The 13,057-nt window shown below is 44.9% G+C and carries 16 protein-coding genes; 7 read left to right on the forward strand and 9 right to left on the reverse strand.

The annotated features are described in order from the left end of the window. Nucleotides 1-16: 16 nt before the first annotated feature. Nucleotides 17-301: a hypothetical protein gene (locus tag AAX10_RS06830; RefSeq protein WP_046698467.1), complete on the reverse strand. Its 285-nt coding sequence runs from the start codon at nt 299-301 to the stop codon at nt 17-19. A gap of 280 nt (nt 302-581) precedes the next feature. On the opposite strand from AAX10_RS06830, the gene AAX10_RS06835 reads away from it, so the two are divergent. Further along, on the forward strand, nt 582-2,240 hold the full coding sequence (locus AAX10_RS06835; protein WP_226997844.1) for an NAD+ synthase: 1,659 nt from the start codon (nt 582-584) through the stop codon (nt 2,238-2,240). 45 nt (nt 2,241-2,285) lie between these two features. Here AAX10_RS06835 and AAX10_RS06840 read toward each other — a convergent pair whose 3' ends face one another. Next, nucleotides 2,286-2,963 carry a YggS family pyridoxal phosphate-dependent enzyme gene (locus tag AAX10_RS06840; protein WP_046700212.1) on the reverse strand — a complete coding sequence of 226 codons (678 nt, stop codon included), beginning with the start codon at nt 2,961-2,963 and terminating at the stop codon, nt 2,286-2,288. Between the two features lie 89 nt (nt 2,964-3,052). Here AAX10_RS06840 and AAX10_RS06845 point away from each other — a divergent pair, with 89 nt between their 5' ends. Continuing rightward, on the forward strand, nt 3,053-4,087 hold the full coding sequence (locus AAX10_RS06845; RefSeq protein WP_046700213.1) for a type IV pilus twitching motility protein PilT: 1,035 nt from the start codon (nt 3,053-3,055) through the stop codon (nt 4,085-4,087). Between the two features lie 102 nt (nt 4,088-4,189). Here AAX10_RS06845 and fur read toward each other — a convergent pair whose 3' ends face one another. Then, complete coding sequence (gene fur / locus AAX10_RS06850) at nt 4,190-4,624, reverse strand: ferric iron uptake transcriptional regulator (RefSeq protein ID WP_036366493.1); 435 nt, start codon at nt 4,622-4,624, stop codon at nt 4,190-4,192. Nucleotides 4,625-4,943: 319 nt separating this feature from the next. On the opposite strand from fur, the gene AAX10_RS06855 reads away from it, so the two are divergent. Further along, a complete protein-coding gene (locus AAX10_RS06855) occupies nt 4,944-5,303 on the forward strand; it encodes an outer membrane protein assembly factor BamE (RefSeq protein ID WP_036366490.1) in 360 nt (119 codons plus the stop codon). A gap of 58 nt (nt 5,304-5,361) precedes the next feature. On the opposite strand, the gene AAX10_RS06860 is transcribed toward AAX10_RS06855, so the two are convergent. From AAX10_RS06860 to AAX10_RS06880, 5 genes are all read right to left on the reverse strand, one after another. Next, nucleotides 5,362-5,703 (reverse strand): RnfH family protein, encoded by a 342-nt coding sequence (locus tag AAX10_RS06860; protein ID WP_226997754.1) that lies wholly within the window; start codon nt 5,701-5,703, stop codon nt 5,362-5,364. Further along, nucleotides 5,700-6,794 carry a hypothetical protein gene (locus AAX10_RS06865; RefSeq protein WP_046700214.1) on the reverse strand — a complete coding sequence of 365 codons (1,095 nt, stop codon included), beginning with the start codon at nt 6,792-6,794 and terminating at the stop codon, nt 5,700-5,702. Before AAX10_RS06865 ends, AAX10_RS06860 begins: the two co-directional genes overlap by 4 nt. A 108-nt stretch (nt 6,795-6,902) precedes the next feature. Next, nucleotides 6,903-7,592 (reverse strand): c-type cytochrome, encoded by a 690-nt coding sequence (locus tag AAX10_RS06870; RefSeq protein WP_036366487.1) that lies wholly within the window; start codon nt 7,590-7,592, stop codon nt 6,903-6,905. Nucleotides 7,593-7,887: 295 nt separating this feature from the next. Next, a complete protein-coding gene (locus tag AAX10_RS06875; RefSeq protein WP_046700215.1) occupies nt 7,888-8,184 on the reverse strand; it encodes a c-type cytochrome in 297 nt (98 codons plus the stop codon). Between the two features lie 72 nt (nt 8,185-8,256). Further along, on the reverse strand, nt 8,257-8,736 hold the full coding sequence (locus tag AAX10_RS06880) for a hypothetical protein (protein WP_149038871.1): 480 nt from the start codon (nt 8,734-8,736) through the stop codon (nt 8,257-8,259). Nucleotides 8,737-8,816: 80 nt separating this feature from the next. On the opposite strand from AAX10_RS06880, the gene yihA reads away from it, so the two are divergent. The 3 genes from yihA to AAX10_RS06895 all read left to right on the forward strand — a co-directional run bounded on the left by yihA (nt 8,817) and on the right by AAX10_RS06895 (nt 10,917). Beyond that, nucleotides 8,817-9,521 (forward strand): ribosome biogenesis GTP-binding protein YihA/YsxC, encoded by a 705-nt coding sequence (gene yihA / locus AAX10_RS06885; RefSeq protein ID WP_046700668.1) that lies wholly within the window; start codon nt 8,817-8,819, stop codon nt 9,519-9,521. Nucleotides 9,522-9,601: 80 nt separating this feature from the next. After that, entirely contained in the window at nt 9,602-10,429 is an 828-nt protein-coding gene (gene rsmI, locus AAX10_RS06890; protein WP_036366482.1) for a 16S rRNA (cytidine(1402)-2'-O)-methyltransferase, read from the forward strand. Between the two features lie 41 nt (nt 10,430-10,470). Next, the gene (locus AAX10_RS06895; protein WP_036366480.1) at nt 10,471-10,917 is read left to right on the forward strand and encodes a GatB/YqeY domain-containing protein; all 447 of its coding nucleotides are present in this window, start codon (nt 10,471-10,473) and stop codon (nt 10,915-10,917) included. Between the two features lie 56 nt (nt 10,918-10,973). On the opposite strand, the gene AAX10_RS06900 is transcribed toward AAX10_RS06895, so the two are convergent. Further along, the gene (locus AAX10_RS06900; protein WP_046700217.1) at nt 10,974-12,470 is read right to left on the reverse strand and encodes a M48 family metalloprotease; all 1,497 of its coding nucleotides are present in this window, start codon (nt 12,468-12,470) and stop codon (nt 10,974-10,976) included. Between the two features lie 178 nt (nt 12,471-12,648). Here AAX10_RS06900 and AAX10_RS06905 point away from each other — a divergent pair, with 178 nt between their 5' ends. Beyond that, nucleotides 12,649-12,999, forward strand: a complete 351-nt coding sequence (locus AAX10_RS06905; protein WP_080947097.1) for a sulfurtransferase TusA family protein — start codon at nt 12,649-12,651, stop codon at nt 12,997-12,999. Nucleotides 13,000-13,057 lie beyond the last annotated feature (58 nt).

Genomic DNA, 13,057 nt, shown 5'->3' on the forward strand with positions numbered 1-13,057 from the left:
GTGTTGTATTTATTATTTAGTTGGGTCTTGCATGATCATCAGATGGCGTGCTCTTATTTTCAACACCATCAAGATATGCCAAACGATGTTCGTCATTACAGAAGAACCTCTCAGCCGATCCATTCCGCTCCAATATCCCGCGATAAGTAGCAAGCTCATGCCCGCAATGGTCGCAGGTGCGCACCGTTGTATCGTCGCCTTCTTTGGCAAAAAATTCCTTAGGCGGCTTTGGGTACATGAATTTAAAAAATATCTTCATCACAATCAAAATGATGATGACATTTAAAATAAAAGCAAACATAAGCAATCCTAAATAACCAAAACAAATCGCTACTATACCACAAAACCCTCCCAAAAACGCCAAAAACACAATTATTGTGCTATACTAAGGTGTGCCGAGTATTTTTTGCTTAAAAAGCATGCACATTGGATGGTTTTTAGGCGGGCGCAATTCATTAAATTACAACACAAACATGAAGTTTGTATCGAACACGCCAGAATGGCGATTACATGAAATCATCATGAATTTATCATTTACAGGATTATAAAAAATGTCAAAAATCAAAACAGCTGATGGCGAAATGTCGCTACAAAGCACCGATACGCTACTAGGCACGATTACTTTTGCCATCATGCAGACCAATTTTTGGGTGGGTGACATCGCAGGCAACGTCAAAAAAATGAGCGCACTGGCACTAGACGCCAAAAGTAAAGGTGCAGATATCGTGATTTTCCCAGAGCTTGCGCTCATCGGTTACCCACCAGAAGATCTGCTGCTGCGCCCCACTCTGGCTGAACGCGTTAAAATCGCCATGGACGAACTTTCCAAAATCGAAGGCATTGTCATCATCCTAGGTTATCCTCACATCGATCAGCACGGCACATTCAACTCAGCCGCCATCTTACAAGGCGGTAGTCAAAAAGGCTTTTACCACAAGCAATGCCTGCCAAATTATGGCATCTTTGATGAACATCGTTATTTTAATAAGGGTCGCAATCAAGTACTGTTCGATTACAAGGGCGCGACAATTGGATTGCTCATCTGTGAAGACATTTGGCATGATGCCCCAATTCGCACACTCAAAAAAGAAGGCGCTGACCTTGTCGTGGTGCTAAATGCTTCACCATTTGAAGTGGGCAAGCAAATCGAGCGCAAAGAACTGCTAACTCGTCAAGCTAAGACCCATGAATTACCAATCATCTACGCCAATACAGTCGGCGCACAAGATGACATCGTGTTCGATGGTGGCTCACTCATCGTACAGTCCGATGGTACAGTTGCGCATGAAGGCTCTAGATTCTTAAATCAGCTAATCATGGCGCAATTTAACCCCAATATGAAAGTATTCGATGAGCAGCTCAAGGCGCCATTGGTTCTGTCTGAAGAATCTGAAATGTACCAAGCCTTAGTAGTGGGTCTGCGTGACTATGTGAATCGCTCGGGCTTTAAGGGTGTGATTATCGGCCTATCAGGCGGTATTGATAGTGCGCTTACGCTGTGTTTGGCAGTCGATGCTCTGGGTGCAGACAAAGTCTATGCCGTCATGATGCCATATGAATACACGTCCAGCATGAGCTTAGAAGATGCCGCCGCCCAAGCTGCTAGACTTAATGTCTCATACACCGTCTGCCCAATTCACGATGCCGTCGAAGGCATGCGTGCTGCATTGGCGCCATTATTGGCGAACAGCGCGCCTGACGCCACCGAAGAGAACCTACAGGCTCGTGCTCGCGGCACCATTTTGATGGCGCTGTCCAATAAGTTTGGTCACATGGTGGTCAGCACAGGCAACAAATCTGAAAATGCGGTCGGCTATGCTACCCTATATGGTGACATGGTGGGCGGATTTGACATGCTAAAAGATGTGTACAAAACTGACGTGTACCGCCTTGCCAATTACCGCAACCGCCTAGAAGATAATCCTGTCATCCCAGAGCGCGTCATCACGCGCGCACCATCTGCCGAACTGCGTCCTGATCAGACCGACCAAGACAGCTTACCAGATTATGAGATGCTAGACGACATCCTTAAGATGTACATTGATGAAGATCTAGGCTACAAGGCAATCTGCGCAGCAGGCTATGAGCCGGCTGTGGTTGAGAAAATCCTGCGCATGGTTGATAACGCTGAACACAAACGTCGCCAAGGCGCCATCGGCACCAAAATTAGCAAAAAATCGTTCGGTCGCGAACGTCGCTACCCACTCGTGAACGGCTGGTCGATTACAGGCGCATTCTAATCCATCCAACAAAAAGCCCGTCTCTTGACGGGTTTTTTGTTGATATTACTTGGAATAATCTCTTTGACCAAATAATGCCGTACCCACACGCACGATGGTCGATCCATGCACAACAGCGTCCGCCATATCGCCACTCATACCCATGCTAAGCGTATCCCAATTCGACAGATCACGAGCACGTCCAATCTCATCGAATAGCGCTCGAGTGCGAATAAAAGCATCACTACCTTCTTTGGCAGGTATCACCATCAATCCACGCAAGACCAGCTTTGGCAAACCATGAATAACATCCACAAGTGCTAACACCTCATCAGGTTGTACGCCAGATTTGCTGTCCTCATCATCAATATTCACCTGAATCAGCACATTCAAAGGCGCAAGATCCCCGCGCTGATCATTAAGTCGCTCAGCGATGATGGCGCGCTCAATGGTGTGCACCCAATCAAAATGTGCGGCAATATCTCGCGTCTTGTTGCGCTGGATACTCCCGATATAATGCCAGGTGATGGACAGGTCATTCAGCTGTTGTTGCTTGGTGAGTGCTTCTTGTAGATAGTTTTCACCAAAATCACGCTGACCCGCCTCATATAGGGTACGGATGTCAGCAGCAGGCTTGGTCTTAGACACCGCCAGCAGCCCCGCCCCATTATCTCGATTTGCCGATAGGTTGGCGGCATTTAGCCGTGCCAGTACTTGCTCATAATTATGCTTAAGATCGTTCATTATTAATTCCGATGATTTTGCTTTTTTATTTGATAAGTTTATCATAAAATAATCATCAATTTAATCCAATTATTAAAATCTAAACACCTATGAACGCACCCACTTTGTCGACGCTGCTCGCCTACGCCATACAATCTGGCGCATCGGACCTACACCTATCCACAGGCGAGACACCCTACCTGCGTATTGATGGCAGCATGACTTCGGTGAGCATGCTGCCTTTATCGCATGACGATATCATCGCCATGCTGGGTGTGCACATGAGTGATGATCAGCTAGAGGAATTAGCAGAACACAAAGAAATTGATTTTTCTTTTGAAATCAAAGAATTATCAAGATTCCGCGCGAATATATTTTTCCAAAATCGTGGTGTGGCAGCGGTTTTTCGCATCATCCCCAGCCAGATACCAACCATGTCATCGCTGAATCTTGGCGATACCTTTAAGCAGTTATGCGCCCTACGCCAAGGCCTAATTCTCGTCACAGGCGCAACAGGGTCAGGCAAATCCACAACACTTGCTGCCATGATCGATCACATCAATGAGACACGCGCCGCACACATTTTAACCATCGAAGATCCGATTGAGTTCATCCATCATTCCAAGTGCTCGCTCATCAATCAGCGCGAAGTACATCGCGACACACACAGCTTTGATCACGCACTAAAGTCTGCCTTGCGTCAAGATCCTGACGTGATATTAATCGGAGAATTGCGTGATTTAAAGAGTATTCGACTTGCTCTACGCGCTGCCGAGACAGGTCACTTGGTGCTGTCCACCCTGCACACCAATAGCGCTACTAAGGCGATCGATCGCATTATTAATGTCTTTGATTCACATGAGAAGAACATGGTTCGCGCCATGTTGTCTGAATCCCTACAAGCCATCATCGCCCAGACGCTGATACCCAAGGTAAATGGCGGACGCATCGCTGCGCACGAAATCATGATCGCCACACCCGCCATTAGAAACCTGATACGCGAAAATAAAACTGCACAAATGCGTTCAACCATCCAAACAGGTGCAGTCGATGGCATGGTCAGCTTAGAACACAGCCTAAGACATCTCATCGAGCACGGCTTGATCAATATCGACGCCGCCAAAGCAATCACCAAAGACATCTAGCTTAGCTAATCGTCAATAAAAAAACAGCTCGATAACATCAAGCTGTTTTTATGAAATTTCAATACTTTTAGAATGAATTAAAATCGCACTAAGGGCGGTACTTTAATTCTCTAAAGTTTTTTGACATTCTTTGTCACTGCACACGCCGTGCAGCACCAAAGAATGTGCTGACAGCTGAAAGCCATGCTCTTCTGCTACGCGGAACTGCTCATCTTCGATGACCTGATTGTTAAACTCGACAATCTTACCGCACACATCACACACCAGATGGTCGTGATGATCTTCTTGAACGATTTCAAATACCGATAAGTTATTCTCAAAGTTATGACGTTCAACAATGCCCGCCTGTTCAAACTGCGTCAATACGCGATAAACGGTCGCCAAGCCTACATCCTCGCCTTGAGATGCCAAGGCACGATACACATCTTCAGCACTCATGTGATGATGCTCAGCTGTCTCAAGCAACTCAAGAATCTTAATGCGTGGAAGTGTGACTTTAAGCCCTGCTTTTCGTAGATCTTTGTTAGTAAATGCCATAATCAAACCCTTTTAATGATTGATTTTATCAAATGTCGACAACTTTGCAATTATCATATGATAATCAATTACAATTATATTTAAGCATACTTTATCATATTTTTATTAAAATTACACCCCAAAAATGTCAAATTCCCAATAAAATAACTCAACTTTCATATTAATTAAACCAAATTAATCCTGAATGCTTATTGCTTGACCAACAGAACAAAGACCGTCTTAAGCAATAAAAACTTGCATATTTGATGAGTTGCGTTTAATATGTTAAAAATTTTATACTTTTAGTGTCATTAAAAGAAAGCATTATAGAGACAACATCATGAAAAACATTCTAGCAATCCTAAGTCTATCATCGGTTTTGGCATTGTCCGGCTGTGGTATTTTTCGCGTTTATACCATTGATCTACCTCAAGGTACACCCATCACCCAAGAAAAAGCTGCACAGCTGCAAGTGGGCATGACCGCCGATCAGGTACTGTATTTAGCAGGTAGTCCTGCGGTGCGCGATACACTAAACCCAAACCGTTGGGATTATATTTATGATTACACCGCAGGTACAGACGGTAAGCGCCAAGGCAAACCAAACGTTAAAAACGCCAGCCAATACATGAGCGTTTATTTTGAGAATGGTCGCGTGGTGCGCATCGATGGGCGCGACAGCTTGCCTGCCAAAAAATAATTGTAAATTCTAAAACACAAAAAAGCACGCAAATCATTGCGTGCTTTTTTTATTACCCTTACATCTTAGGTGATTTACACTTCATGAGTGATTTTGAGCGGTTTTTGCGCCTTGACATTGGGTCATGCGACAGTGATCGATAAATCTCAATACGATCGCCTTGCTGCACGATGGCATCAAGCTTTTGTTTTTGGCTGTAGATGCCCACATACCATGCCCGATGATTGGGATCTTGCGTATGGTTATTGGCACACCAAACCTTAAAATCAGCCAGTTCAGGCAGCTCAAACCACCCGCTTCTCTCAATCGCTTGATAAATGGTTGTGCCATCAGGCACGCTAAGCTCCTCATAATACTGCTTACCATCAAGCGCCACATAAGCAATGGCAATATCAATCACGCCAAATACTCAATCAACAGACCAACAAGCGCAGAGATCAGCACGATCGGCACAAGGATGCGCACCAACACACGCCAGATATTATAGCGCGCCTCGCTGCCAAAGTTCAGCGTCTTGCGCAAATGGCTAATTTTCATCACAAATCCTGCAAACACAGCAAGAACGAACACCGCCACCAGACTAATCACCGCCAATGCAATCAACAACACGCCAGAAGGCAAAGGACTAAATAACACTGCAAGCACGAGTAAGATCAAACTACCAAATAGCAGACCAAAACGCGCCACCAGCTGAAGCCCTGCATAAGACAGCAAGAACGCAGCAATCAACAGCATACCTACGCCAGTTACTGCAAACGATAGTGGCGTCACCATCGAACTGCCCACCAGCAGTGCCAGCGATCCAAAAATCAGCTGAGTGAACCATATTGGCAAGATCAGTCCTGTTAAGGATTTTTTTGCTTGCATGACTTGGCTGGCCGTGCCTTGACTGCCAAACCAATAAAGACCTGTGCCCACACCCACAGACAGCAGCGCAAGCAACACGGCACGCCCCCACTCTCCGGGGGTCACTTCTGTTAATACAGGCACACTCACGCCACTGGTCAGCCCACCATCGAATAAAGAAATCAAAGAACCTGTAAAAATAAGCAGCAACCCGACAGGTAGAAGCTTTGCTCTTAGTAAGCTTAAAATAAGCACAACCACCATCAAGACAGCACTCATGCCCATGCTTGGCACACCAATATTCTGAGCAATATTTGGCAGCTGCGCTTCAAAGCCCATCGCCACACGCAACGTGATGTTAGCAGCAATTAAGATAGACACCAATACGGACAGGCCTGCAAACACACGCCAAACCACAGACACATCCGCCTCACGCGTCAGTTTCTGCATGCCAAGCCATGGCGCATCTGCGCTGCGCGCTGATAAGGCGAATTCTGCAAATAGGATGGGCAACCCGACAAGCGTCATGGCAATCACCCACATCAACCAAAAATCCAGTTCGCGCGCCATATTCGGTGCTAATTGCTGTGCAAACAACAGCGGCAATGCGCACGCCACAAAAAAGACGGTATATCTATGAAACATGGTTCTACCTTAAGATGGGTTTGTCTTTAACTGCTGTATTGTATCATAAACAAGAAATCAGCAGGCAGCAAAAAACCCCACTAAGGGGCTTTTTGTTATGCGATATGATTAGTGAACCGCTGACAAGAATTCAGATAGAATCTTGATGTCTTTGTCAGACAGTTTGGCTGCAACCATCTGCATCATACCTTTTTCGCCTTTTTTGGCGCTGTCATTAGTACGCACTTGCTCCGCCATAACACCTTCATCTTCACGGCCTGCGGCACGGAACATCTTCAGCTGAGTGGCTAGGTAAGTAGCGTGCTGACCTCCTAGACGTGGGAATGCAGCCCATTCGTTACCAGCACCTTTAGGATCGTGACAGCCTGCACATGGGATGATGCCACGGCTCTTATCACCACCTAGGTATAGTTTTTGAGCGGCAGCGTAGGTTGCCTTATTGCCATAACCCGGTGTCCATGGTGTTTGTGCAGCATAATAACCTGCCACATCAGCCAAATCTTGCTGAGTTAGACCCACAAGCTGTGCTTCCATGACACCGTTACGACGTGCTTTGGTCTTAAAATCAACCAGTTGCTTATATAGATATTTGATGTTCTGACCACCAAGGTTTGGCTGAGCTGGTGCAACCGAAACACCGTTAGCACCGTGACAAGCAGCACAGTTGGCATCAACGATTTTTTTGCCTGCTTCGATGTCATAGCTTGGTACAGTAACTGCGCTAGCGGTCATGCTGGCAATACCAAAGCCTGCAGCAAGAACAAGTTTGGCGAAAGTGGCTTTATTGGCAGGTTTCATAACAATTTCCTACTAACTGCTGGGAATCATCCCAAGTCTTGGGTTTTGTTCAAAATAACTCAAAAATAAAATACTAATATGGCTTCAAGAAAAATACTTTTCTAGAATGGCTGCTATTATAGCAAGACTTCACTAAATTTTCCTACAAAAATTGTGGTTTTGGTAACATTTTTTTCATTTTTTTGTTTTTTTATAAAAATGTCCGCCAAATTATCCATAAATTTTATAATTTCGATGAAATTCAGCTTATTTTACCAATCCATCGATAAAAATCTTAGCCAACCAATAGGATTAACTATTTCGCCATGTACTCGATTAATTGTTCGAAGTCGTCATTGGTGCATTTTTGGCATAAGCCCATCGCAGGCATTCTTGGCATGCCTTGTCTGGTGGATTTGACAAGTGCACTCATGCCTTTTTCGGATTTTAGCTTATTCCAAGTAGCCACATCGCCTTTTTTTGGAGCGTTTAGCGCGCCGCTATCATGGCATGTGCCACAAGTCTTATTATAAGTATCAGCGATATCGGCATGGCTTACGGTTGCAGCGGTAAGAATTAGACCGGTCAGACCAATTTTAAATAACTTTAACATAACCACTCTCAATTAGGATATCTATGGCATATTATGCGAGTTTTTTGCCAAGTTTCAAGGCGAATTTGGTAACTATTGGGATTGAGAGTTATTATCGGGCTGGGTTTTTGTGAATAATCGTTCACAAGTTCCTGTCTTATGCCAATACGTCCGAACATAAAGTTTGGCATCTGATAACATCACCAAACCAATCTCGTCTTTGCACGCATGAAATACTGCATTGCGATAAAAATCGCTCGGCATAGGCTCCCACCCTTGATTAATGGCATTTTGTGCAATGCGGTCAATCATTGCTTGGTCATAACGATGATAAATAGCTTGACGATAAACAGTACCGCCTTGACGGTTATAAATCTGTATGTCGTCAGGTTGCATCTCGCTCGCCAAAATATCCGTCATCAATATCGTATAACGTTGTTGCAACTCGTCCCAATTCTTATAAGTATAAGGTATTTTGTAGGGACTGCCTTGCCACATCTGCCACCAGAATAGGCTAGCAACAACTAGCCCAATGATGATTTGCAAGCCTTTAATTATTGGGTTTAAAGACACACCCACGCCTTTTATTATCGCTATTTTACGGCTTTCATGATACACTATTTTATTATTTTTTAACAGTTATCTTTAAAATCATGATCACCACCGACTACCAAAAAATCATTCGCCAAACCACTTTCGCCCTATCCGCTCCCACACTCGCCTTGTGCCCGCCTGATACAGGCTTTGAAGTGGCGTTTGCAGGGCGGTCAAACGCAGGTAAATCGTCCGCCATCAATACCATCACCCACCAAAAACAGCTCGCCCGCTCATCCAAAACCCCAGGTCGGACGCAGATGATTAACTTTTTTGATGTCGGCTCGCCTGATAGTCGTATCGTGGATTTGCCGGGCTATGGTTACGCCCAAGTGCCAGAAGCGATGAAAATCAAATGGCAAAAAGAGCTTGAAAATTACCTTGTTCATCGTGAAAGTCTGACGGGATTGATTCTGCTCACCGACATTCGCCACCCGTTGAAGTATTTTGATGAACAAATGCTTCATTGGGCAAAGGACGGCGACTTGCCTGTTCATGTGCTATTAACCAAAGCGGATAAATTAAAACGCGGGGCTCAAAAAACCGCTCTACTACAAACCAAAAAACAATTGCAAACGCTGGATTTACCATTTTCTATTCAGTTATTTTCGGCATTAAATAAAGAAGGGCTTGATGAATTGGCGGATGTATTGGGCAATTGGTTGCATTTGGGCGAGGATTTGAATTTGGATAATGTAGATTTAGAAAATATAAATTTAGAAAATGATAAATCGGAGAATACAGAATTAAATAATGATAATTAAAAATTTGTGAATTATTGTAGGGGAAAATCACATTCGCCCAAATAAAATTAACACTCATTATTTAAATTAAAAAGGCAAAAATGACAGGCATTTTATATATCGTTGCCACCCCCATTGGCAATCTAAACGACATGACGGCAAGGGCGATTGACACCCTAAAATCTGTGGACGTGATCGCCTGCGAAGATACTCGCACAAGTTCCAAATTATTAAGTTTTTTTAATATATCCACGCCCACCACCGCCTATCATGAGCATAATGCCGACACACAGACGGCACGGCTTGTCGAGCGATTACAAGGCGGACAGTCGGTTGCTCTTATCTCGGACGCTGGCACACCGCTTATCTCTGACCCTGGTTATCGACTGGTGAAGGCGTGCCATGATGAGAGCATCACCGTTGTGCCGATTGTCGGGGCGTGTGCGGTCATCGGGGCGTTGTCTGTGGCGGGTTTGCCGTCTGACAAGTTTAGTTTTGTGGGGTTTTTGCCTGCCAAACAACATGGGCGGATAGAGACTTTAAAGGCGCATCAAGCTCATACTGAGACGCTGATTTTTTATGAAGCACCGCACCGCATCACAGACTGCCTATCCGACATGGCGGACGTGTTTGGCGGTGAACGAGAAGCCACGTTGTGCCGTGAAATTAGCAAAACCTTTGAGACGATAAAAAAATTACCGCTGGCTGATTTATTAGAATTTGTAAAGAATGACCCCAACCAACAACGTGGCGAGATTGTGCTGGTTGTGGCAGGTAATACCCAAAAAGAACAAAAAGCGGATTATGATGAATGGCTACTTGCCATTGCCAAAGAATTACCACCAAAAAAAGCAAGTGCAATCGTGGCGGATGTATTGGGTATTAAAAAAAGCGCAGTTTATGATAGACTGCTTGAATTAAGCAAATAACTTGGGATAATCCTGTAAACTAAAGAAAACCGGAGACAAACATGACCTTAAAAGCAACCTTAACCGACAGCATCAAGACTGCTATGAAAGCCAAAAACATGGAGCAAGTCAAAGTACTGCGCAACGTCCAAGCCGTCATCAAGCAAGTCGAGATTGACGGACAGACTGAGCTTAATGATAAAGATGTATTGGCAATCTTACAAAAGCAAATCAAACAACGTCAAGAATCTCTAGGCATTTACACCGCCAATGGGCGTGATGATTTGGCGCAAAAAGAGCAGTTTGAGATTGACGTGATTTCTGCATTTCTGCCTGAGCAGTTATCTGATGACAAAATACTTGCCATCATCAATGAGACCATCAGTGAGCTTGGCGCGTCTGGCATGAAGGACATGGGGCGCGTGATGAATGCCGTCAAAGACAAGACCGCAGGACAAGCCGACCCTGCCGTGATGTCAGGACTTGTCAAAAAAGCGCTGACCGACTAATCACACCTTGTAAGATCAATCAATAAAGACTCATGATTATCATGAGTCTTTAGTTATTATTTGGGTTTAAAATCGCGTGCGGTTAATATGACCTCTTTGTCCTTATCAAGCATACCGATGAGCGCACTTAGATCCTGATGGTTTTGAGCAACCTTAATCGCCTGAGCATTCGACTGTAGCGCGCCTTGATATTTGCCAGTCCATAACTCTACCTGCGATCGCGCCTGTAGCGCATAAATGGTAGATATATCCCTATCCCTAATGCTAGCTTCAGTATCTGTACGCGCCTTTTGTTCATATGCCTGTCTGATCAATTGCCAAGCCTGCACATCATGCAGGTTTTGATGAGTTAGGCTCTGAATCAACGCAAGCGCTTCAGCGATTTGACCATCATGAATCAGATTATGCGCCAGATACAGCCTTAGATCTCGCCGCTCAGGATAGATATTATGAATCCGACTTAAGGCGGATACTGCCTTATCATAGTGATGCTGAGCGGTGTGCAAATGCGCCTGTACGATACTTGGTAATACATCGTACTCGCCAAAACCCCCTTGTTCAAACACTCTCTGCGCCGCCTGATATTCATGGTGATCTGTCAGATGCATGACAAGGGCGAGCCGTGCGCCATCGCTCTGGTTGGCGTTCGCGGTTAAGTCAGCTTTAGTTGCCTGTTTTGATAGATATTTTAAGCGCCAATAAAGCTCATCAAAGAGCTTATCTTGAACCTGCTTCTCGCTCATCGCCACACGTGGATAATTTGCTGCACGCGCGCTGGCTTCAGAGAGTCGCTCCATCGTAAATGGATGCGACTGCATAAAGCTGGGCGAGAAGGCGTTTTTTGATTGATTTAAAGATACTTGTCTATAAAGCTGATTAAAGAATCTTGGCATGGCACGCGCATCATATCCAGCTTCAGATAGAATCTGCTGCCCCACCCTATCCGCCTCTCGCTCATGCTCTCGGCTGTGCGCGGCGGCATTCTCTGCACTCGCCGTCTGGGATCCTGCCATGACAGCAAGCACAGCATCCCCTCCAGCAGCACTTGCTGCCAATGCCGCAATAAGTCCTCCCAACTGTATCGCCATGAGCTTTTTGGCATTATCTAAGCGATGTTCATAATGACGCTGACTTAGGTGCGCTACTTCATGCGCCAGCACACTCGCCACCTCGTCTAGGCCGCCTGCCGCCAGCACCGTGCCTGTATTCATGCCAATGACACCGCCCGGCACAGCGAATGCATTGATGTTATTATCATTGATGAGTGGTACAGCAATGATGGGCTGAGCCCGCACCAATGCATTCATCTGAGCAGTCATCGCATATAGTACCTGCACCGACCACGGGTCATCGATGAGCGGCATGTTCGCATTAATCTGCTGTAGCGACCATAGGGCAACTTGGCGGTTATGATACTGCTCATTAAATCCTACGCCTGCGCTTAGATTCGGTGCTCTTAGGCTCTGGGCCGATCCATTGAAGCGCACAGCATCATCCGCCATCGCCTGCGTGGATAATATTAATGCCGCTGCAATTACTGTCTTTTTTATCATATTATTACCCAACCATCATAAACACCTCTACTATAAAACTAAATCACGTTGCAATCAAGCTGATATTATTTGCTCAATACCTACCGAATTTTATGGGCATTCGTTCATTTTGGCTTGTAAAATACAATACCGACCAAATATTAAGCAGATGTTTTATAGTTTAGATGAATGAATTGACATGCCGACTCTCTGCCCCACTCTTATCAAACAATTAGACGCCCCGACACTAGAATTTATCCATGACAATATTAAAAATGCAGAAGATGCGACCATTAGCGCATTTTTTGATGCGCGCGGCATGCCCTGCCCCATGCCATTATTAAAAGCAAAAATTGCCCTGCGTTCGGTGGCAGATGGCGAAAGCCTTTATCTCGTCGCTAGCGATAAAAATTCCCAAACTGACCTTATCGCATTTTGCCAAAAAGACCGCATGGATGTTCAAACTTGGCAAAGCGGGGACGTACACAATACAGAAAACTGTTTTCACTTTATCATCACAAAAATTGGTGCAAAAAAGGCTAGCGTTTAGGCGTCTTACGCCTTACAATAGAACTAAAATTTAAACCAAAAAGACGACAATGACAAAG

The sequence above is a fragment of the Moraxella bovoculi genome, assembly GCF_000988745.2.
Lineage (GTDB): Bacteria > Pseudomonadota > Gammaproteobacteria > Pseudomonadales > Moraxellaceae > Moraxella > Moraxella bovoculi.